The 21,938-nt window shown below is 39.2% G+C and carries 18 protein-coding genes and 2 tRNA genes; 19 read left to right on the top strand and 1 reads right to left on the bottom strand.

The window, feature by feature from the left end; all coding sequences use genetic code 11:
- Window positions 1-3 precede the first annotated feature (3 nt).
- The 12 genes from GS400_RS14615 (at window position 4) to yihA (ending at window position 13,073) form a co-directional block, all read left to right on the top strand.
- Window positions 4-1,095, top strand: coding sequence for a GerMN domain-containing protein (locus GS400_RS14615; protein WP_160102984.1), 1,092 nt, complete (start codon window positions 4-6; stop codon window positions 1,093-1,095).
- A gap of 162 nt (window positions 1,096-1,257) precedes the next feature.
- Window positions 1,258-2,013 carry a ribonuclease PH gene (gene rph, locus GS400_RS14610; RefSeq protein WP_160102982.1) on the top strand — a complete coding sequence of 252 codons (756 nt, stop codon included), beginning with the start codon at window positions 1,258-1,260 and terminating at the stop codon, window positions 2,011-2,013.
- 14 nt (window positions 2,014-2,027) lie between these two features.
- Complete coding sequence (locus GS400_RS14605) at window positions 2,028-2,618, top strand: XTP/dITP diphosphatase (RefSeq protein ID WP_160102980.1); 591 nt, start codon at window positions 2,028-2,030, stop codon at window positions 2,616-2,618.
- A gap of 12 nt (window positions 2,619-2,630) precedes the next feature.
- Window positions 2,631-3,158 (top strand): metallophosphoesterase, encoded by a 528-nt coding sequence (locus tag GS400_RS14600; RefSeq protein WP_160102978.1) that lies wholly within the window; start codon window positions 2,631-2,633, stop codon window positions 3,156-3,158.
- A 131-nt stretch (window positions 3,159-3,289) separates the two neighbouring features.
- A tRNA-Gly gene (locus GS400_RS14595) sits at window positions 3,290-3,363 on the top strand.
- Window positions 3,364-3,392: 29 nt separating this feature from the next.
- A tRNA-Arg gene (locus GS400_RS14590) sits at window positions 3,393-3,466 on the top strand.
- 279 nt (window positions 3,467-3,745) lie between these two features.
- Window positions 3,746-4,744, top strand: a complete 999-nt coding sequence (locus GS400_RS14585) for a tetratricopeptide repeat protein (RefSeq protein ID WP_160102976.1) — start codon at window positions 3,746-3,748, stop codon at window positions 4,742-4,744.
- Window positions 4,745-4,899: 155 nt separating this feature from the next.
- Window positions 4,900-6,186, top strand: a complete 1,287-nt coding sequence (tig, locus tag GS400_RS14580; protein ID WP_160102974.1) for a trigger factor — start codon at window positions 4,900-4,902, stop codon at window positions 6,184-6,186.
- Window positions 6,187-6,648: 462 nt separating this feature from the next.
- Window positions 6,649-7,926 carry an ATP-dependent protease ATP-binding subunit ClpX gene (gene clpX, locus GS400_RS14575; RefSeq protein ID WP_160102972.1) on the top strand — a complete coding sequence of 426 codons (1,278 nt, stop codon included), beginning with the start codon at window positions 6,649-6,651 and terminating at the stop codon, window positions 7,924-7,926.
- 294 nt (window positions 7,927-8,220) lie between these two features.
- Entirely contained in the window at window positions 8,221-9,885 is a 1,665-nt protein-coding gene (gene lonB / locus GS400_RS14570; protein WP_160102970.1) for an ATP-dependent protease LonB, read from the top strand.
- Between the two features lie 282 nt (window positions 9,886-10,167).
- Window positions 10,168-12,492: an endopeptidase La gene (lon, locus tag GS400_RS14565; protein ID WP_160102968.1), complete on the top strand. Its 2,325-nt coding sequence runs from the start codon at window positions 10,168-10,170 to the stop codon at window positions 12,490-12,492.
- Window positions 12,489-13,073: a ribosome biogenesis GTP-binding protein YihA/YsxC gene (gene yihA / locus GS400_RS14560; protein ID WP_160102966.1), complete on the top strand. Its 585-nt coding sequence runs from the start codon at window positions 12,489-12,491 to the stop codon at window positions 13,071-13,073. The genes lon and yihA overlap by 4 nt, the downstream gene beginning before the upstream one ends.
- A gap of 111 nt (window positions 13,074-13,184) precedes the next feature.
- On the opposite strand, the gene GS400_RS14555 is transcribed toward yihA, so the two are convergent.
- Window positions 13,185-13,670 (bottom strand): LiaI-LiaF-like domain-containing protein, encoded by a 486-nt coding sequence (locus tag GS400_RS14555; protein WP_201450110.1) that lies wholly within the window; start codon window positions 13,668-13,670, stop codon window positions 13,185-13,187.
- A gap of 237 nt (window positions 13,671-13,907) precedes the next feature.
- On the opposite strand from GS400_RS14555, the gene hemA reads away from it, so the two are divergent.
- The 7 genes from hemA (at window position 13,908) to spoVID (ending at window position 21,937) form a co-directional block, all read left to right on the top strand.
- On the top strand, window positions 13,908-15,275 hold the full coding sequence (hemA, locus tag GS400_RS14550) for a glutamyl-tRNA reductase (protein ID WP_160102964.1): 1,368 nt from the start codon (window positions 13,908-13,910) through the stop codon (window positions 15,273-15,275).
- A gap of 16 nt (window positions 15,276-15,291) precedes the next feature.
- Entirely contained in the window at window positions 15,292-16,113 is an 822-nt protein-coding gene (locus GS400_RS14545) for a cytochrome C assembly family protein (protein ID WP_160102962.1), read from the top strand.
- 18 nt (window positions 16,114-16,131) lie between these two features.
- On the top strand, window positions 16,132-17,061 hold the full coding sequence (gene hemC / locus GS400_RS14540) for a hydroxymethylbilane synthase (RefSeq protein WP_160102960.1): 930 nt from the start codon (window positions 16,132-16,134) through the stop codon (window positions 17,059-17,061).
- Window positions 17,061-17,843, top strand: coding sequence for a uroporphyrinogen-III synthase (locus tag GS400_RS14535; RefSeq protein WP_160102958.1), 783 nt, complete (start codon window positions 17,061-17,063; stop codon window positions 17,841-17,843). Before hemC ends, GS400_RS14535 begins: the two co-directional genes overlap by 1 nt.
- 28 nt (window positions 17,844-17,871) lie before the next feature.
- Window positions 17,872-18,852 carry a porphobilinogen synthase gene (gene hemB / locus GS400_RS14530; protein ID WP_160102956.1) on the top strand — a complete coding sequence of 327 codons (981 nt, stop codon included), beginning with the start codon at window positions 17,872-17,874 and terminating at the stop codon, window positions 18,850-18,852.
- Window positions 18,853-18,915: 63 nt separating this feature from the next.
- On the top strand, window positions 18,916-20,154 hold the full coding sequence (gene hemL / locus GS400_RS14525) for a glutamate-1-semialdehyde 2,1-aminomutase (RefSeq protein WP_370519802.1): 1,239 nt from the start codon (window positions 18,916-18,918) through the stop codon (window positions 20,152-20,154).
- A 793-nt stretch (window positions 20,155-20,947) separates the two neighbouring features.
- Window positions 20,948-21,937, top strand: a complete 990-nt coding sequence (spoVID, locus tag GS400_RS14520) for a stage VI sporulation protein D (RefSeq protein ID WP_160102952.1) — start codon at window positions 20,948-20,950, stop codon at window positions 21,935-21,937.
- Window position 21,938: the final 1 nt, after the last annotated feature.

The raw sequence follows: 21,938 nt of genomic DNA, 5'->3' as shown, positions 1-21,938 counted from the left end.
AACATGCGGAAGCGTGCTGCTTTAATTTATGGAAGTGTGATTACAGGACTTACTCTTCTTTCAGGGTGTGTCTTTCAAGGCGAGCAATCGTTACAAGAAATGGATCCACCACAGGAACAAGCGAGTACAGGTCAAAATAACGTAGAAGATAATGGGACAACATCGGAAAATGGACAAGAAATCAATCAAGATCAAAACCAAGTCATAGTCGAAACAACAGAACGTCAGCTATACCTATTAGATGAAAATGGAATGGTAGTACCACAAACGCTACTACTTCCAGATCATGAAACGAAAGAGTATGCAAAACAAGCTCTTGAGTATTTGGTGAAAGGTGGGCCTATAACAAATGTTTTACCAAGTGGATTTGAGGCTGTATTACCAGCAGGCACAGAAATTAATAGCTTAAATCTACATGATGACGGTACGTTAGTTGTAGACGTATCGAAAGAATTCTCTGAATATCGACCTGAGGATGAATTGAAGATTTTACAATCCATGACATACACACTCACTCAGTTTGACAGTGTGGAACGAGTGAAACTACAGATTAATGGATATGACACTGATGTAATGCCTGTTAATGGAACACCAATTTCTGATGGATATTCCCGTGCTAATGGCATTAACTTACACTTAGGCGATGTTGTAAACTTAAGTGATAGTAAATCTGTAACAGTCTATTACCCAACGCAACATGATGATCAAATATATTATGTCCCAGTCACCAAGCGAGTTGAAGCGAATAATGAAAACATGTATGAAACGATTGTACAAACACTTGTGAATGGTCCTGGTTTTGATCTAAACCTACAGCAAGTATTTAATGAAGGTGTTCAACTAGTGGAAAAACCGAAATATACAGATGGCGTTTTAAAACTAACGTTTAATGAAAATGTCTTAAACAACTTTGATGACCAAGCAGTACTATCAAGAGAAGTAATGGATTCACTTGTACTTTCTCTAACTGAGCAGCCTGGTGTTGAAGCGGTATCCGTAGAAGTTGAAAATATCGATCAAGTATTTAGTGAGCAGGGAGAAGTATTAGCAGAACCTGTTTCTCGACCGCAAATGGTAAATACACGTCGATTTTAATTTGGATGATTGGTTATAATAAGACAGGGAAAGAGGCTAGTAAGCATAGCCTCTTTTTTCTTGATTTATAATAAACAAATCGGGTTTTCCTTACCGATATAAGTGAAATCGAGCAAAGATTTATGTTAAGATGAGCAAGGATTAATAAAGGAGGAGCAAATCATGAGAACGGATAATAGAAACAATAATGAATTAAGACCCATACATATGGAGCGCGACTATGTTAAACACCCAGAAGGTTCTGTCTTAATAACTGTTGGGGAAACGAAAGTGATTTGTAATGCTAGCATAGAAGATCGTGTCCCTCCTTTCATGAGAAACCAAGGGAAAGGTTGGGTAACAGCGGAATATGCAATGCTTCCTCGTGCTACTCAACAACGAAATATTCGTGAATCATCAAAAGGGAAAGTATCAGGTCGTACAATGGAAATCCAACGTCTTATTGGACGTGCTCTACGCTCAGTAGTCGATCTTGAGAAATTTGGAGAGAGAACGGTATGGGTAGACTGTGATGTTATTCAGGCAGATGGTGGTACACGTACAGCTTCAATCACTGGAGCTTTTGTTGCCATGACGTTGGCTTTCGGAGAATTACTTAAACAAAATACAATCAAAGAACTTCCTATAAAAGACTATCTTGCTGCTACATCTGTTGGTGTGCTAAATGATGAGACAATTTTGGACTTGTGTTACGAAGAAGATTCTCAGGCTCAAGTAGATATGAATATCGTCATGACAGGGAATGAAGAGTTTGTTGAATTGCAGGGTACTGGGGAAGAAGCTACCTTTTCCTATACTCAACTTCAAGAAATGGTTGGCCTTGCACAAAAAGGGATTAAGGAATTATTTGATCAACAAAAAGAAATCCTTGGAGATCTAAATAAACATATTGATCGCAATCGCCAACAAAATTCGTAAAAGGGGTAAGAGGCATGGACCAAATTGTAATTGCATCGGGAAATGAAGGGAAAATTAGGGAGTTTCGTCAGCTTTTCTCGAAATACGGAATTGAGACTATAGCTATGAATGATTTGGATGAAACTCTGCCTGATGTAGAAGAGACTGGGGAAACATTTGAAGAAAATGCTCGATTAAAAGCAGAAACGATTTCAGACATTATACAAGTTCCTGTTCTTGCAGATGATTCTGGTTTAGAAGTAGATGCTTTAAACAAACGCCCGGGTGTGTATTCTGCTCGCTATGCTGGGGAGCAGAAAGATGATCAGGCAAACCTTCAAAAAGTGTTAAATGAGCTTGAAGGAAAAGAAGACCGTGAAGCACGCTTTGTTTGTGTTTTAGCATTAGCAAGACCAGGGAAAGAAACGGTATATAAAAGAGGAACATGTGAAGGTCAAATTGGTGCTGAACCTCAAGGAGAAAACGGATTCGGTTATGATCCTGTTTTTTATCCTAAAGGTTTTGATCGAACCATGGCGCAACTTTCCTCAGATGAAAAAAACAGCATTAGTCACAGAAGTAACGCGCTTAAACAATTAGAAGGTTGGTTAAGTCAATCTGAGTAAGGAGTGATAAGCGTGCCAAAAGTTTTAATTGTAAGTGATAGTCATGGACTGACAGATGAAGTTCAAACGGTTAAGGAAAGGCATGAGGATGAAGTCGATGCAATGATTCACTGCGGTGATTCTGAGCTGGATTTTGATGCGGATGAAATGAAAGATTATCAGAAGGTTAGAGGGAATTGTGATTTTGATGATCGTTACCCAGAAGATATTGATCTAGATGTTGCTGGAATGAAATTCTTAGCAACTCATGGTCATTTATATCGTATCAAAACGACGTTGATGCCTTTATCTTATAGAGCAGAAGAAGTTGGAGCGGATATTGTCTGCTTCGGTCATTCTCATATGGCTGCTGCTGAAAAAGTAGATAATCGATTATTCATTAACCCAGGATCCATTCGACTGCCAAGAGGTATAACAGAGAAGACTTATGCAATTGCTTCATGGAATGGAAAATCCAATGTTAAAGTTGAATTTTTTAATGCTGAAGGAGAACAAATTCCTTCAATGACGGTAGAAACTTCACTTCAGGCAGAAGAATAAAAAACTTCTGCCTGAACCCATTGACATTTGAAGCATATGTTCGTATAATAATTCTTGTTCGCTTGAAACGATAAGGACAAAAAATTAATAAAACAAGAAACATTTTTTGTAGTAAGCATAGGATTTATTATGCGGGTGTAGTTTAGTGGTAAAACCTCAGCCTTCCAAGCTGATGTCGTGGGTTCGATTCCCATCACCCGCTCCATACATAACCAAATAAATAATCTTGAACATGTCCCAGTAGCTCAGTAGGATAGAGCAACAGCCTTCTAAGCTGTGGGTCGGGAGTTCGAATCTCTCCTGGGACGTTCATAACAAGTTGGAGATACAAAGATTTATACTTTGTATCTCCAACTTTTTTATGGTTCCAAAAATGTTTGTAAGATTTCAAAAAATAGATCGAGTGTGATTTCATTATTCCAACTCTTAAAAGTTTGCTTATCAATAAAGTTATGGTACGGTTGTAAGAGATTAGATATATATAATTGCCCCTAAAATATAGGGGATGTTTGTATAGGTAGAGACAAAAAAGAGGAGACTGGTTTATGTGTACATTATTCAAAATTGGATAAAAAGGAGGGTAGATTATGACAGAGAACAAAGCGGATGTAGTCATGTTTCCTAAATGGAAATCTTCCCTGGAGCAAAAAGGTCGAACTGCGCTTCAAGCTAAAAAGTATAAAGAAGCTTTAGAACATTTTGAGCAGCTTATATCTTTTGAGGCAGCGAATTCTGAAGTTATGACAGGTAAGTTGATTTGCCTAATGGAACTGGGACGTTATGAAGAAGCGGAAACTATATGTAGAGAGCTTATGAAAGAAGATGAGGGGAATTACTTTCAATATCTACATATTTACTTAACGGTTTTATTTCAAACCAGTCAATATCAGGAGCTGTTAGATCTCTTAGACGAAGTGTTCGAATCAGAGGAAATTCCTCAGGAAGTAAGAAAACAGTTCTGGCAATTATATGACATCACGAAAAAACTTAAAGAAGATGAAAGTAGCGCAGAATACATAGAAGATATTGATGAGTTTATTGCATCACTTGATTCGAAGGATGCGAAAAAACAATGGAGATGTTTATCTAAGTTGAAAAAACAAGATATCCATCCTTACATCAATGAACTTGTACCTTTCCTGAAAAAAGATTACATACAGCCTGTTATTAAAACGGCAATGCTTCAATGGATGCAAGAACAAAAGGTAGAACGAAATGTGGAGGTAACGAAACTTGGTGAAACCAAAGTTGTGAATCCTTCAAAATTAGATGATATCTTATCACATCCATCTTCAAGGCAAATTTTAAATTTGCTAGATCCAGTTGAGCAGGATAATCCAACTTTATATGAGTTTATTCAGCAACTATTATTTCGATATATGTATGTGCGTTTTCCGGTTATGCCAACAGATGAAGAAACACCATCACTTGCAAAGGCGTTTTTCGAATTAGGAACTTCATACTTACAACTAGACCATTATCCATTTCCACTTGAAAACTATGGATCGCAAAAAGAAGTGGATTTATGGAAGCAACAGATTGAGTACTATGAAGCGAACTATTTCTCCGTATTGGATGAATCGTGATAGGCATAAGAAACTACATATCTATGAGTATTGAAAGCATACAATATTATGTTATAATATAGTGGTTGCAATTTAGAGAGTGTCTTTCTTACAAATTAGAAAAGACTACAACAAACATACAAAATGACTATTAAATAGATTTTGGAGGGAAAATCATGTCTGCAAAATGGGAAAAATTAGAGGGCAATGAAGGTCAACTAACAGTAGAAGTTGATTCTGCTGAATTTGATCGTGCTCTAGATCAAGCATTCCAAAAGGTAGTAAAACAAGTACAGGTACCAGGTTTCCGTAAAGGTAAAGTACCTCGTCCAATTTTCGAACAGCGTTTCGGCGTTGAATCTCTTTATCAAGATGCACTAGACATCATTCTTCCAGAAGCATACTCAAATGCTGTTGAAGAAGCGGGTATTAACCCAGTAGATCGTCCAGAAGTAGATGTTGAGCAGATCGAAAAAGGTAAAAACTTAATTTTCACTGCGAAAGTTACTGTGAAGCCTGAAGTAGAACTTGGCGACTACAAAGGTCTTGAAGTAGAAGCACAAGATACAACAGTTACGGATGAAGACGTTGAAGAAGAATTAAAGAAACAACAAGAGCAGCAAGCTGAACTTGTTGTAAAAGAAGAAGGAACGATTGAAAACGGCGATACAGTTGTAATGGACTTTGAAGGTTTCGTTGATGGCGAAGCATTCGAAGGTGGACAAGCAGACAACTATTCTCTAGAAATCGGTTCTGGCACATTCATTCCAGGTTTTGAAGAGCAGCTACTAGGTAAATCTTCTGGAGAAGAAACAGAAGTAGAAGTTACTTTCCCTGAAGAATACCACGCTGAAGAGCTAGCTGGTAAAAAAGCTACATTCAAAGTTAAAGTTCACGAAATCAAAACAAAAGAGCTTCCTGGACTTGATGATGAGTTTGCTAAAGATGTAGATGAAGAAGTAGAAACATTAGACGAGCTTAAAGAGAAAACAAAAGCACGTCTTCAAGAAGAGAAAAATACTGAAGCTGAAAACGCTAAGCGTGAAGAGCTTGTAAACAAAGCTACAGACAATGCTGAAATTATCGTACCTCAAGCTATGGTTGATTCTGAGCTTGACCGTATGACGAAAGAATTTGAGCAGCGTCTACAAATGCAAGGGATGACTATGGAAATGTACTTCCAGTTCACAGGTCAAGATGAAAACGCACTTAAAGAACAGATGAAAGATGATGCTGAACAACGCGTTAAAACAAACCTTGTATTAGAAGCAATCTCTGAAGCGGAAAACGTCGAAGTAACAGAAGAAGACGTTAACGCTGAGCTTGAGAACATGGCTTCTATGTATCAGACAAATATCGATAACTTGAAACAGATGCTAGGTGGTAACACGGACGCTGTTAAAGAAGATCTTAAGATCAAAAAAGCGATTGACTTCCTTGTTGCTGAAAGCAAGACTGCATAATGTAGATAAACAAGGCGCGATATGTCGCGCCTTGTTTTTAAATATTCATGGGAACGTTTTCTCCCAAAATGAATTATAAAAACGTGTGTTTTTGAGAAAAATATGATAAGGTTCTCAACATAAGCTGATGCTTTACATACACTAGGTGTATCATGTTAAGCTAAAGTTGACTTCTAACATACACATGTACATAATGAATACATATGGATTAAGTACTGTTTAGAACATGACCCCTTTTACTTTTCGTACCATTTATATTTTGATATGATACTGGAAAGGCACATAATGTTTACACGTTTTAGAGTTTGTTCAAATCATTTCGGGTAAACTAACAGAAGAAATTCTGTTGCGCATGACCCATGTTAAAAACAAAAAGCTCCAGATCAATAGGAGTTACATTTTGAGCACGCTCTTTTGTGACTATGTATAGATTAGGTACCATATACTTTGTGAGGTGAAAACATGTTTAAATTTAACGAAGAGAAGGGACAATTGAAGTGTTCTTTCTGCGGAAAAACACAAGATCAAGTCCGCAAATTAGTTGCTGGACCTGGCGTATATATATGCGATGAGTGTATTGAACTTTGCACAGAAATCGTTGAAGAAGAACTTGGTAACGAAGAGGAAGTGGAATTCAAAGAAGTTCCAAAGCCTCAGGAAATCAATGAAATTCTTGATGATTATGTCATTGGTCAGGATATGGCAAAGAAATCCTTATCTGTAGCAGTTTATAACCACTATAAACGTATTAATGCAGGCCAGAAATCAGATGATGTTGAGCTTTCTAAGAGTAACATCTTGATGCTTGGACCAACGGGTAGTGGTAAAACATTACTAGCACAAACATTAGCGCGTATTTTAAATGTACCTTTCGCTATTGCGGACGCAACATCTCTGACAGAAGCCGGTTATGTTGGTGAAGATGTTGAAAACATTTTGCTTAAACTAATTCAAGCAGCTGATTATGATGTTGAAAAAGCTGAAAAAGGTATCATTTATATTGATGAAATTGATAAGGTAGCTCGTAAATCTGAGAACCCATCTATCACACGTGACGTAGCTGGTGAAGGTGTACAACAAGCCCTTCTAAAAATTCTTGAAGGAACTGTTGCAAGTGTACCTCCTCAAGGTGGTAGAAAACATCCTCATCAAGAATTCATCCAGATCGATACTTCCAATGTGTTGTTCGTTGTGGGTGGAGCGTTTGACGGTATTGAACAAATCGTTAAGCGTCGTTTAGGTAAGAAAGTTATTGGTTTCGGTTCTGAAGACCCAGGTGCAGAGGACCTAGATAAAGGTACAGCTCTAACGAAAGTACTTCCAGAGGACTTACTACGTTATGGTCTTATCCCTGAATTCATCGGTCGTCTTCCTGTTATCGGTGCACTAGAGCCACTAGATGAAGATGCTCTTGTTGAGATTCTAACGAAACCGAAGAACGCATTAGTTAAACAATATCAAAAGCTGTTCCAAATCGACTCAGTAGAGCTAGAGTTTGAAGAGGAAGCATTACGTGAAATTGCACGTAAAGCAATTGAACGTAAGACAGGTGCACGTGGTCTTCGTTCCATTATTGAAGACATTATGCTAGATGTAATGTACGAATTGCCATCTCGTGAAGATATTGAAAAATGTATTATCACAAATGATACTGTTACAAAGGACAACGGTCGTCCAAAGTTAGTTTTAAGTGATGGTACGGTTAAAGATGAAAATGAAACACCTAAAGAAAGTGCTTAAATAAAGGTATCTTTAAAAGGTTCCTAAAAAGGAACACTTTCACTAAAGAAATCCTGCCGATGATTGGTAGGATTTCTTTGTTTTACAGTGGAAGACTGGCCTCGACATTCATCATCTTGGTGAATGTCTTGTTTTCTTATCTGAGATTTAGTCGAGTTGTGTTTAATGTGGCCAATTGAGGAGATACTAGCTGATAACATTAAAGATTATTGAGGTTGTTCGAAATGTTAACGAAAAGTAGCTATTCTACTACAACTTTTCGAGCGCGCTCGCATAGGTACAGGAGGAATCTTCATGTCATTAGCTGGTATTGCCCTTTTTGTCCAATTGTTCTTTGGGGTTGTTATTGGGCTTTATTTTTGGAACTTACTAAAGAATCAACGAACGCAAAAAGTAACGATTGATCGTGAATCGAAAAAAGAGTTAAGTGAACTACGTAAAATGAGGCAAATCTCTTTATCTGAACCACTATCTGAAAAGGTGCGTCCCCGTTCCTTTAAAGATATAGTAGGACAACAAGATGGGATTGAGGCATTACGTGCCGCTATATGTGGTGCGAACCCCCAACATGTTATTGTGTACGGACCTCCAGGAGTAGGGAAAACAGCTGCAGCTAGGCTTGTCTTAGAGGAAGCTAAACAATATACAGAATCACCATTTAAGCAAGATGCTGTATTTGTTGAACTTGATGCAACAACTGCACGTTTTGATGAACGAGGCATTGCAGATCCCCTGATTGGCTCTGTACATGACCCGATCTATCAAGGCGCAGGTGCAATGGGGCAAGCAGGGATTCCGCAACCCAAACAGGGGGCTGTATCAAATGCTCATGGCGGTGTGCTCTTCATTGATGAAATTGGTGAGCTTCATCCGATTCAAATGAATAAACTGTTAAAAGTATTAGAAGATCGCAAAGTATATTTTGAAAGTGCATACTATAGTGAGGAAAATCAACAAATTCCTTTACATATCCATGAGATATTCAAGAAAGGACTTCCTGCTGACTTTCGACTTATTGGAGCTACAACACGTACGCCTGAAGAAATCCCTCCAGCCATCCGTTCACGCTGTTTAGAGGTATTCTTTAGAGGTCTAGAACAATCAGAAGTGATTGAGGTTGCGAAGAGAGCTGCTGAGAAGATTCAGTTCAAAGTCGAAGAAAAAGCATTAGAAGCTTTAGCAGGATATGCTCGTAATGGCCGTGAAGCTGTAAACTTGATTCAAATCGCTACTGGTATAGCCAAAAAAGCAGAACGTGATACGGTTACGCAGGCTGATATTGAATGGGTAGTAGATGCTTCGCAATTAGAACCAAGATACGAGAAAAAGGTATTTGCAGAAGATCAAGTTGGAGTAGTGAACGGTTTAGCTGTATTTGGGCCGAATTCTGGTGCACTATTAGAAATAGAGGTAACCGTACTTCCAACCAATCAACAAGGTACTATTAATATCACGGGTATTGCTGAAGAAGAAAGCATTGGCAATCAAAGCAAACAGATTCGTCGAAAAAGCATGGCAAAAGGGTCTATTGAAAATGTGCTAACGGTATTAAGGTCATTAGGTGTTCCTGCTCATGAATATGATATTCATGTTAACTATCCTGGTGGAGTACCGGTCGATGGTCCTTCTGCAGGAGTGGCAATGGCCTTAGGTATTTATTCTGCTATTAACAAAATTCCGGTTAGGCAAGATGTAGCTCTTACAGGTGAAATCAGTATTCATGGACATGTTAAACCCGTTGGTGGGGTAATGGCTAAAGTGAAAGCTGCCAAACGAGCTGGAGCGAAGAAAGTCCTTATTCCATACGACAATAAACAAGAGATGTTCGAAAAGATTGAAGGTATCCAAATAATACCTGTTAAACATATTCAAGAAGCGTTAACATTAAGTTTAGCTGGAGATATTCAATCATTGTTGAAAGAGAAACGAATTTTTCAAAATCGATCACAAAGCCTTTAAGAGGGAGTTTAAGTCAGTTTTTATCGCTCTAAAACTGACTTAAACAATTTTCATGAAACCATCTAGGAGAAATGAAACATTTTACAAAGATTTTTGTTTTCATTATACTTTTAAAGAACCATATCACATGCAAGATTTATGAGTTAGCTCACAAGGTATTGAATTATCCTCGAATAGGCAGATTGGCTTATGGTTTTTAGAGAATCTGTTCCTAATGTGTTGGAGTGCGCTCATCTTTTCTTGTAATAGGGTATATGGCATACATATGGAGGTGTCAGAATTATGGCTGAAAATAATATCATTCACATCCCCCTCCTACCATTACGTGGTCTATTAGTGTACCCATCAATGGTTATGCATTTAGATGTGGGTCGAGATAAATCTGTTAATGCCGTTGAAAAAGCAATGGTAGAAGATAATATCATTTTTCTTGCTGCCCAAAAGGAAATAAGTGTTGATGAACCTGGGGAAGAAGATATTTATAAAATTGGTACGTTAGCGAAAATAAAACAAATGCTCAAGCTTCCAAATGGAACGATCCGTGTTTTAGTGGAAGGGCTTAACCGAGCAGAGATACAAGAGCATTTAGACGAAGAGGAATACTTCAAAGTTGCAATACAAAATGTTGAAGAGGAACATGGAGATAAAGTAGAAGAGGAAGCACTTATGCGTAATCTTCTCCAACAATTCGAGCAGTACATAAAAGTCTCGAAGAAAATCAGTGATGAAACACTTGCTTCTGTTAAAGACATCGAGGTTCCAGGACGTTTAGCAGACATTGTAACATCTCATTTGTCATTAAAGATTAAAGATAAACAAGAAGTGCTTGAAATGGCGAATGTAAAAGAGCGTCTACAGCACATTATCGATATTATTAATAATGAAAAAGAAGTGCTTCATCTTGAGAAGAAGATTAGTCAACGTGTAAAAACCTCTATGGAGCGCACCCAAAAAGAATACTACTTGCGTGAACAAATGAAGGCGATTCAGAAAGAACTTGGCGAAAAAGACGGAAAATCTGGTGAAGTAGAAGAGTTGAAAGAAAAGATTGACCAGTCTAATATGCCAGAGCGTGTTGAAGAAACAGCTCTTAAAGAGTTAGAGCGCTATGAAAAAATCCCAAGTAGTTCTGCTGAAAGCTCTGTTATTCGTAATTACATTGAATGGCTTATCGCACTGCCATGGGTGGAAGAAACAGAAGACAACCTGGATATCCCTCGTGCAGAGGATATTTTAGATGAAGATCACTATGGTCTAGAAAAAGTAAAAGAACGTATTCTTGAATACCTAGCTGTTCAAAAACTTACAGAATCCATTAAAGGACCTATTCTATGCTTAGTAGGGCCTCCTGGTGTCGGGAAAACGTCTCTAGCTCGCTCAATTGCACGATCTATGAATAGAAATTTTGTCAGAGCTTCTCTTGGAGGCGTTCGTGATGAATCTGAAATTCGCGGACATCGTCGTACGTATGTTGGAGCTATGCCAGGTCGGATTATCAATGGGATGAAGAAAGCAGAAACGATCAACCCTGTGTTTCTTCTAGATGAAATTGATAAGATGGCGAGTGACTTCCGTGGCGATCCATCTTCTGCGATGCTAGAAGTATTAGACCCTGAACAAAATAGTAATTTCAGCGACCATTTTATTGAAGAAACGTACGATCTATCCAACGTTATGTTCGTTGCAACTGCGAATAACATGACTACCATTCCTGGACCATTATTAGACAGAATGGAAGTCATCTCAATTGCTGGTTATACGGAATTAGAAAAGCTGCATATTGCAAAAGAGCATTTGCTACCTAAGCAGCTTAAAGAAAATGGTTTAAAGAAGAGCCATATGCAAGTACGTGAAGAAGCATTATTGAAGTTAATTCGCCAATATACACGTGAAGCAGGCGTTCGTGGTTTAGAGCGTGAACTTGCATCCTTATGTCGTAAGGCTGCTAAACTCATCGTATCTGATGAGAAAAAGCGTGTTGTCGTTACGGAAAAACAATTAGAAACATTGTTAGGGAAGCCTAAATTCCGCTATGGACAGGCAGAAACAGAAGATCAAATAGGAGCAGCTACCGGATTAGCTTATACAACAGCAGGTGGAGACACGCTCTCTATTGAGGTTTCAATGTACCCTGGAAAAGGAAAATTAACCTTAACTGGTAAACTTGGAGATGTCATGAAGGAATCCGCTCAAGCTGCCTTCAGTTACATTCGCTCAAGAGCAGAAGAATTAAACATTGATCCAGAATTCAGTGAGAATAATGATATTCACATTCACGTTCCAGAAGGGGCAACACCAAAAGATGGACCTTCAGCAGGAATTACAATGGCTACAGCGCTTGTGTCCTCTCTTACAGGACGTCCTGTGCGGAAAGAAGTAGGTATGACAGGAGAAATTACACTTCGCGGACGTGTTCTACCTATTGGTGGATTAAAAGAGAAATCGTTAAGTGCTCACCGAGCTGGTTTAACAACGGTAATCATGCCAAAAGAAAATGAAAAAGATCTAGAAGACATTCCGGAAAGTGTACGAGAAGGATTAAAGTATATCCCGGTTGAACATCTAGACGAAGTATTAAAGCATGCATTAGTGGAGGAGAAATCATGAAAGTCAATCAGGCGGAGCTTGTCATAAGTGCCGTTAGTAAGAAGCAATATCCAACTGAACCCCTGCCAGAAATTGCATTAGCAGGTCGTTCGAATGTGGGGAAGTCTTCATTTATTAACAAGATTATTCAACGTAAGGCCTTAGCTCGTACGTCATCCAAACCTGGTAAGACACAAACGTTAAACTTTTATAAGATTAACGATGCTTACTATTTTGTAGACGTTCCTGGCTATGGATACGCTAAAGTATCTAAAAAGGAACGGGAAAAATGGGGCAAGATGATGGAAGAGTATTTCGCAGAACGCGAAAACTTAAACATGGCCGTTCTTATCATCGATATTCGTCATGATCCAACGAAAGATGACGTGATGATGTACGACTTTTTGAAACACTTTGACCTACCTATAACGGTTATTGCTACAAAACTAGATAAAATTAAACGAGGTCAAAGAGCCAAGCACTTACAGCGTATTATCGAAGTCTTAGAGCTTGAAGAAGAAGATACAGTCATTCCTTTCTCTGCCGAAACAGGCGAAGGAAAAGATGATGCGTGGAAAGCCATTTACGCACACTTAAAATAATTAGAACTGAACTGCCCCCCTTTCCTTAGTTGGTGAGGGGGTTCTTTTAATCAAAAAATTCCATTAAAAAACGCCTGATAATGGATCAGGCGTTACATAAAGACTGATAATTTACTTCTTTTTGAACAATAATATGTATAAACCAATCGCAATTAGAATCAGCGGCCAAAAGGTTTCGATGAAGTTTACAACAACCGTAACCCAGTAAAACCATTCAGGCTTATTGGATACAAACATGGCGAATAATGCAATAATGACTAAAATGAGTCCCGGAAACAGGCCATGTTTGGTTTTTTGGTACCGTAATAGAAAGGCAATTCCGATGATTAAAGGGTACATCCCCCAGTGTTGAAGCCAAAAACTATAGGTTTGCATGCCATGGAAATGGATACCTAAGCCCAACAGTATGGCTCCTATAAAGATGGTTTCATATTCATTGGCAATATAGCTATGTAGAAGTAGGGCGACACCAATGATCATCAAAATGGTTGTCCAAGAGTAAAAATTCGTAATAATTGGGATTTCGAGTTCTTTCAACATGAAATATGCACCAATTCCGATCAGTAAAATGCCAGTAAAGGTGTGTTGTTTTTTCAAAAGAGGGCCTCCTATCCTGCTGTAATGAAAGCGGTGTTCTTGATTGTAATGGTACGTTATGTTAAGGTACTAACGGTATTATTTATAAGGATAGATCAATATACATTTAGCTATATCGTATCATAACGTTTCAATAACTGTTCACATTTTTTATAAAAAAGGGCTACGTTCCCATGTTATAATGAAACAAGATGATAAAAAAGAACGAAGGTTTAAGTTTGTTGGGGGTGTGAAGTTGTGCATGTATTAGTTGTAGGTGTAAATTATAAAACGGCCCCTGTTGAAATTCGTGAAAAGCTTACATTTTCTGAGAATGATGTGACGGAAGCTATGAAATCCCTCAACCATCAGAAAAGTGTGCTAGAAAATGTAATTATTTCAACCTGTAATCGAACAGAAATCTATGCTGTTGTCGATCAACTTCATACAGGTCGTTATTACATTAAGCAGTTCTTAGCTGATTGGTTCCAGATTGATAAAGCAGAATTCTCTCCATTCCTATCTATGTATGAAGCGGATGGAGCTATAGAGCATTTATTTAGAGTCACATGTGGCCTTGATTCTATGGTCATTGGAGAAACGCAAATTCTTGGCCAAATGAAGCAGTCTTTCTTACAGGCTCAAGAAGCGAATACGACAGGCACAATGTTTAATCAACTATTTAAGCAAGCGGTGACGTTAGCAAAACGTTCCCATAAAGAAACAGAAATCGGTGAAAATGCGGTTTCTGTAAGTTATGCTGCCGTGGAACTTTCCAAAAAGATTTTTGGCGATCTGTTAAATAAACATGTTGTCATTCTTGGTGCAGGAAAAATGGGTGAGCTTGCAGCGAAAAACTTACACGGTTCTGGTGTGAAGAAAGTAACGGTTGTGAACCGTACTTATGAAAAAGCGCAAGAGCTTGCTGCTCAGTTTAATGGACAGGCTAAATCGATGCAAGATTTAAATGATACATTAGAAACAGCTGATATTCTTATTAGTTCAACCGGAGCAAGTGATTATGTGATTACGAAAGAATCCTTGCAATCTGTGCATAAAAAGCGTAAAGGACGTCCGCTTTTCCTTGTTGATATTGCGGTTCCACGTGATCTTGATCCATCACTTGATGACCTTGATTCTGTATTCTTATATGATATCGATGACTTACAAGGGATTGTGGATGCAAACCTTGAAGCTCGTAAAGAAGCAGCTGAGGCCATTGAATTGATGATTGAAGCAGAAGTTGTAACGTTTAAAGAGTGGTTACAAACGATTGGTGTCGTGCCAGTTATATCAGCACTTCGCAATAAAGCGCTCAATATTCAGTCTGAAACCATGGAAAGCATTGAACGAAAAATGCCAGACTTAACTGAGCGTGAAAAGAAAGTACTGAATAAACACACGAAGAGTATTATCAATCAAATGCTTAAGCAACCTATTCTTCAAGCGAAAGAATATGCAGCTGATCCAAACGCTGAACAACAATTAGAGATGTTTAAACAGATCTTTGGTATTGAAGAAGAGGTTCAACAAGAACTGCAAAAACAACAAGCGAAAAGTCAAAAAGCCATCCTGGAGAGCGATGGGAAATTATCCTTTCAGACTGCTCCGAACGTAACTAATTAAAAGGGGAATTTCCTTTATGTTCGAATTAAAATGGCTTTATGAACTCATCATTATGGTTTATTGCTTAAGTTTGATCGGGTATTTTATAGATTTTATTCAAAATAACCGGAAGGCCAACCGCGTTGCCTTCTGGTTACTTTCTATGGTTTGGGTTCTACAAACCTTTTTTTTATTGAGCCAGATGCTTTTGAATTCGAATTTTCCAATAGCCACAATCTATGATGGACTTTATTTTTACTCATGGATTCTCGTAACATTTTCACTAGTCATCAACCGTTTGTTTCGCGTGGATTTCTTTGTGTTCTTCACGAATGTCTTAGGATTCTTTATGATGATGCTACACATCTTTTCGCGGGCGCAGCACGATGCAACAGAACAGGCGCTTCGACTTGTGAGTGAGTTACTTGTAACCCATATCACCCTAGCCATCGTATCCTATGGTTTCTTCACATTCTCTTGTATTTTTTCGGTGATGTATTTACTACAATATCGTTTATTAAAAGAGAAAAAATGGAGCAAACGTTTAATGCGATTAGGGGATTTAGGACAACTAGATGGATTATCGTATATCGCTGTGGTACTTGGAGTCCCCTTACTTCTCATTGCAATATTATTAGGTTTTGTATGGGGATATGTTTCAGGAGATACGGTGTATATCATTGATTCAAAAACAGTTGGTTCCATTATTGTTTTAATGGTGTACTTAGTTTATTTATTTATGCGTGTTGTGAAAGGGTATCAAGGAAGAACAATGGCCCTTTATAACACCGGCGCATTTCTATTTTTACTCGTAAATTTCTTTTTATTTGGCACATTGTCAAACTTTCACTTTCTATAAAGGTCAGGAGGCACTCCGATGCGCAAAATTGTCGTAGGTACAAGAAAAAGTCAACTAGCATTAACTCAAACCAATTGGGTTATCGAGCAAATGAAAAGCATTGCTCCTTCATATGAATTTGAAGTAAAAAAAATCGTAACAAAAGGTGATAAGATTCTTGATGTCACGCTCTCTAAAGTAGGCGGAAAAGGATTATTCGTAAAAGAAATAGAACAAGCCATGTTTGATAAAGAAATTGATATGGCTGTTCACAGCATGAAAGACATGCCTGCTGAAACACCTGAAGGTCTAACAATAGGGTGTATTCCTATTCGCGAAGACCATCGTGACGCATATATTGCAAATGATAATGTACTGCTTAAAGATCTGCCAAATGGTGCAATTGTCGGAACGTCCAGTCTACGCCGTGGCTCGCAAATTAAAGCAACACGCCCTGACCTTGAAATTAAATGGATTCGCGGGAATATTGACACACGTCTTCGCAAGTTAAAGGAAGAAGACTATGACGCGATTATCCTTGCGACAGCTGGTCTAAAACGTATGGGTTGGTCAGATGATGTCATCACCGAATATTTAGAACCTAATGTATGTGTGCCAGCCGTTGGACAAGGTGCGCTTGCGATCGAATGTCGTGAGGATGATAGTGAATTACGTGATCTTCTTAATGAACTGAATCATGAGTACACGTATCGTACTGTGATTGCTGAGCGTACATTCTTAGATCTATTAAATGGTGGTTGTCAGGTACCGATCGGTGGATATGCTTATCTTGATGGGGATGAAATTGTCCTTACAGCTATGGTAGGTACATCAGATGGAACTACGATCTTAACCGAGCAGGTACGTGGTACAGATTCTGTAGAAGTTGGCCGTGAAGCCGCGAATCTGATCATTGATCGTGGCGGTGCTAAGATCATTGAAGAAGCTAAAGAGGAGCTTGACCAATAATGCTTCCGCTAGAGGGAATGCGAATACTTGTGACCCGTGAATCACAACAAGCGAAGCCCTTTACAGATATGATTACCCAGCGAGGCGGAATTTCTATTGAAATTCCGCTTCTTGTGTTTCAACGATCCAATGATCTGACAACCAAACGAAAACTGGAACAAGTTTATGGTTATGAATGGATAGTGTTTACTAGTTCTAATGGAATTCGATATTTTTTTGATTGGCTAGAGGAACTAGGAATAGACCAATCATGTTTAAGTCAAAAACGATTTGCTGTTGTGGGCGATAAAACAGCTCAATCGCTTTTACAGTATGGCTTTTCAGCGGATTTCGTTCCTGAAACATATACTGGAAAGCAACTAGGTGAATCCTTCTCAGAAATGGCTAAAAAGTCTACTTCTCTCTTAATAGTTCAAGGGAACCTTTCCAAACAAACGGCAGCCCATGAATTAAAGGATAAGGGTCATAGAGTGGAAACAGTCACTGTGTATGAAACGCATGTAAATGTTAAAATAAAAGATGGATTGCAAGAGGAACTCACATCTCATTCACTAGATGTTTTGACATTTACCAGTCCTTCGACAGTTCGGGCTTTTTGTTCTCTTGGAGAAGGTGCCATAACGGATGATACACTGTCTAAGCCATGTCTATGTATAGGTCCTACAACAGAGCAAGAAGCAAAAGCATATGGTTTTAACCGTGTAATCATTCCACACACGTTTTCTATCGAAGGAATGATAGAAGCATTGGAAGCTTATCAAAAACGTCACAATGAGGGTTAAATCCCCCCTTAGAAAGGATAAGATACATATGAAAGATCTACAATTTCAAAGACATCGCAGATTACGTACTACAGAATCTATGAGAGCACTTGTACGCGAAACACATCTGCAAACACAAGATTTAATCTATCCGATTTTCGTGGTAGAAGGTGAAGGAATTAAAAAAGAAGTACAATCAATGCCGGGAGTTTACCACCTTTCGCTTGACTATCTAACTGAAGAAATGAAAGAAGTACGCGGTCTAGGCATTCGTTCAGTTATTGTGTTCGGTGTACCAAAAGAAAAAGACGAGGTTGGATCTCAAGCCTATTGTGAGACAGGCATTGTTCAACAAGCCATTCGTCAAATTAAGCAGGATGTGCCAGATCTAACGGTTGTTGCTGATACGTGCTTATGTCAGTACACAGATCATGGACATTGTGGAGTGGTACGTGATGGTGAGATCGTAAATGATGAATCTTTAACACTGCTTGCACAAACAGCTGTAAGCCAAGCGAAAGCTGGTGCAGATATCATTGCCCCTTCTAATATGATGGATGGTTTTGTGGCAGCGATTCGTAAGGGGTTAGATGAAGCAGGGTTTGTAAATACACCAATCATGTCCTACGCAGTGAAGTTTGCATCTGCCTTTTATGGCCCGTTCCGTGATGCAGCGCATAGCTCACCTCAATTTGGGGATCGCCGTGCTTATCAAATGGACCCTGCAAACCGTTTAGAAGCTATTCGAGAAGCGCAATCTGATGAGGAAGAAGGAGCGGATTTCCTAATCGTAAAACCGGGTCTTTCTTATATGGATATTATGCGTGAACTGAAAGATCGTTTTCCACTTCCAATCGTTGCTTATAACGTAAGTGGTGAATATTCCATGATTAAAGCAGCTGCACAAAATGGCTGGGTGAACGAAGAAGAAATCGTTCTTGAAAAGCTAACATCCATGAAGCGTGCTGGAGCTGACTTAATCATTACGTACTTTGCAAAAGATGTAGCTAAATATTTATCTCAACAATAAAGGAGTGGTAATGTGCGCGAATTCAAACAATCTCAAGAAGCATTTCAGGAAGCAGTTCAATATATGCCGGGTGGGGTGAACTCCCCCGCACGTGCCTTTAAATCAGTAGAAATGGATCCACTTTTTATGGAGAGCGGCAAAGGATCTAAAATCTATGATATTGATGGCAATGAGTATATTGATTATGTGCTAAGCTTTGGCCCACTTATTTTAGGTCATGCTGATGATCAAGTAGTAAGTCGTTTAAATGAAGTGGCTGCAAAAGGAACAAGTTTTGGTGCGCCAACCAAGCTTGAAAATGATCTAGCAAAGCTTGTTATTGATCGCGTGCCATCAATTGAAATGGTTCGCATGGTAAACTCGGGTACAGAAGCAACTATGAGTGCTTTACGCTTAGCTCGTGGATATACAGGGAAAAACAAAATCATTAAATTCGAAGGGAACTACCATGGCCATGGTGACTCGCTTTTAATTAAGGCAGGTTCAGGAGTAGCAACATTAGGGCTGCCAGATTCTCCTGGAGTTCCTGAAGGTATTGCCAAAAACACGATTACAGTACCTTACAATGACCTTGAGAGCATTCGCTACGCTTTTGAAGAGTACGGTGATGATATTGCAGGTGTAATTGTTGAGCCTGTTTCAGGAAACATGGGTGTTGTTCCTCCGAACGATAATTTCTTACCTGAACTTCGTAAGATTACAGAGGAGCATAAATCTCTATTAATTTTTGATGAGGTTATGACAGGTTTCCGTGTTGACTACAATAGTGCACAAGGCTTTTATGGTGTAACACCTGACTTGACTTGTCTTGGGAAAGTCATTGGTGGTGGTCTTCCTGTTGGAGCTTACGGTGGTAAAAAAGAAATTATGGAGATGATTGCTCCAACTGGACCGATTTATCAAGCAGGTACACTTTCTGGTAACCCACTTGCTATGGCTGCGGGGTATGAGACGTTAAGCGCTCTTACACCAGAATCCTATGATGAAATTAACCGTAAAGTCGATCGTTTAGTAGAAGGCTTCACACAAGCGGCAGTGGACAACAGTATTCCATTAACCGTAAACCGTGCTGGTTCAATGGTTGCGTTCTTCTTCACAAGTGAAGGGGTTTATAACTACGATACTGCGAAACAAGCTGATACCGACCTCTTTGCGAAGTTTTATCAGGAAATGATTCAAGAAGGCATCTACTTGCCACCAGCTCAATTTGAAGGGTTATTCTTATCTACGAAGCACACAGATGAGGATATCGAAAAAACGATCGAAGCTGCTCAAAAAGCATTTGCTCGAATTGCGAAATAGCTATTTAACGCCTAGGGACTTCCTGGGCGTTTTTTTATACTTATTCCACAGAAGCCCCCTATTGTGGAAGACTTGGAATCGAGATAATGTGCGTATGGTTCCGTTGCTTTTGTGCAGATCGGCGGGCTGTGGAACGGGTTGCTTTCCCCGGAAGACCGATCGAGCTTCCTCGTCACTTCGTTCCTGCGGGATCTCGCTCGCCCTTTCTACCGGAGGAGTCAACCCGTTCCACAGCCCACCTTTGCCGAATGGTGACTAACGGAACCGCCGTAGTTCAGGGAGAGGATGTTCTGATTCCAGGTAGTATAAGCCTATCATGACAAGGGTCTGAGCAACTTCTCTGAATATGATTTCCAAGCAATATGAGGTGGGAAAGCTGAATTATGGTCCGTTAGTCTCCATAATCGCGTGGAGGGAAGGAAACGGCAAACTGTCGTGGTAACAAAGGGAAGACGAGACCCCGCAGGAACGAGGAGGCTATACAATGGAGGTTCTACTAAAACCGCCACATCATGTGGCAACGTAGAACTACCCCACGTCGTGTGGGGCAACAACAGGCTTGCCGTTTCACTGACCGCAACAATTTATTCAACAGCAACGGACTCCTCTCAGTTTCAAGTCTTCAACAATCCTACCAGTTTGCTGAATAACTTCTATTTTTTCCACAATCCCTAAAGCCTAAAAAAGAAGCCCTCACCTGTTCAATAGTCATAAATGGACTTCCTCCCTCATATAGTTGTAAGGACATAAAAGATCGAAAGGTCCTGTATGGAATTGAAAGGAGGAAAAGGATTTGACATACGATGATCAGAATGTATTTTCGTTTCATTTGAATGAGTCCCTTTGGTTTAAAAGAGGACAGGAAGTTGACGAATTCATGGGCATTTCGTTAGAACCTGATATTGCAATTCAGGAAAATGATGATACTGTGTCCATTCGTGGTGTCATTGAATTAGCAGGTGAATATTTTCAATCAGAAAGCGCTGAAGGTGAAAGTGATGAAGAAGCTCAAGTGCTTTCCTTACGTGATCATGCATCAAAACGTACGATCGAAAATATTGATACGCATGAAGATGGGGTGAGCGAGTTTTATCATCGTTTCCCGGTCGAAGTATCCATTCCGAAACACCGTATTCAATCGTTAGAAGACGTAACGGTAAGTATCGACTCTTTTGACTATGAGTTACCTGAACAAGGGCACCTGAAGCTCAATGCAACTGTAGCCATTCATGGAGTGCAAGAAGAGCGTTCGTTTGAGAATTCACAGGTAGAAGAACGTGATTCTGCAACAGAACAGGCTGATGAATTAGAAGAAAGCTTTTCGATCGACCAAAAGTTTGTAGAACCTGTTCAAGAAACAACGCAGGAAACTTCTGATACAGCAGAAGAGGATGAAGAAGGTCGCTGGAACTTTAAAAAGAAATCTCAATCCTTTGCTGAATTCTTTGGTCATGAGCAAGAAGAAGATCAGGATGATGAAGAGGAGTCATCAGATTATTACGAGGAAGATGAAAGTCGAGATGAGATAGAGGTTAAGGAACAACAGAGCGCCTCGGATTCTGATGATGAAGAAGCACCAGATGCTCGCTACCTAACCTCAATGTTCCAAAGAGAAGAAGAGCCTTATGCAAAAATGAAGATGTGTATTGTACAAGAGCAAGATACTCTTGGCACAATCGCCCAAAGATATAAGGTACCGCCAACGCATCTAAGTAGAGTGAATAAACTAGGCGATGAAGATATCTCAGCTGGCCAAATTTTATATATCCCGACGAAACAATAAG

The sequence above is a fragment of the Pontibacillus sp. HMF3514 genome (genome assembly GCF_009858175.1).
In the GTDB taxonomy this organism is placed as follows: domain Bacteria; phylum Bacillota; class Bacilli; order Bacillales; family BH030062; genus Pontibacillus.
Note: the sequence above shows the minus strand (reverse complement) of the source record. Positions and strands in the feature narration are given on the sequence as shown.

What these genes read in the sequence shown, in the direction of transcription:
- GS400_RS14615 (WP_160102984.1), top strand. Translation starts at nt 4, where the DNA reads ATGCGGAAGCGTGCTGCTTTAATTTATGGAAGTGTGATTACAGGACTT.
- rph (WP_160102982.1), top strand. Translation starts at nt 1,258, where the DNA reads ATGAGAACGGATAATAGAAACAATAATGAATTAAGACCCATACATATG.
- GS400_RS14605 (WP_160102980.1), top strand. Translation starts at nt 2,028, where the DNA reads ATGGACCAAATTGTAATTGCATCGGGAAATGAAGGGAAAATTAGGGAG.
- GS400_RS14585 (WP_160102976.1), top strand. Translation starts at nt 3,746, where the DNA reads ATGACAGAGAACAAAGCGGATGTAGTCATGTTTCCTAAATGGAAATCT.
- tig (WP_160102974.1), top strand. Translation starts at nt 4,900, where the DNA reads ATGTCTGCAAAATGGGAAAAATTAGAGGGCAATGAAGGTCAACTAACA.
- clpX (WP_160102972.1), top strand. Translation starts at nt 6,649, where the DNA reads ATGTTTAAATTTAACGAAGAGAAGGGACAATTGAAGTGTTCTTTCTGC.
- lonB (WP_160102970.1), top strand. Translation starts at nt 8,221, where the DNA reads ATGTCATTAGCTGGTATTGCCCTTTTTGTCCAATTGTTCTTTGGGGTT.
- lon (WP_160102968.1), top strand. Translation starts at nt 10,168, where the DNA reads ATGGCTGAAAATAATATCATTCACATCCCCCTCCTACCATTACGTGGT.
- yihA (WP_160102966.1), top strand. Translation starts at nt 12,489, where the DNA reads ATGAAAGTCAATCAGGCGGAGCTTGTCATAAGTGCCGTTAGTAAGAAG.
- GS400_RS14545 (WP_160102962.1), top strand. Translation starts at nt 15,292, where the DNA reads ATGTTCGAATTAAAATGGCTTTATGAACTCATCATTATGGTTTATTGC.
- hemC (WP_160102960.1), top strand. Translation starts at nt 16,132, where the DNA reads ATGCGCAAAATTGTCGTAGGTACAAGAAAAAGTCAACTAGCATTAACT.
- GS400_RS14535 (WP_160102958.1), top strand. Translation starts at nt 17,061, where the DNA reads ATGCTTCCGCTAGAGGGAATGCGAATACTTGTGACCCGTGAATCACAA.
- hemB (WP_160102956.1), top strand. Translation starts at nt 17,872, where the DNA reads ATGAAAGATCTACAATTTCAAAGACATCGCAGATTACGTACTACAGAA.
- hemL (WP_370519802.1), top strand. Translation starts at nt 18,916, where the DNA reads ATGCCGGGTGGGGTGAACTCCCCCGCACGTGCCTTTAAATCAGTAGAA.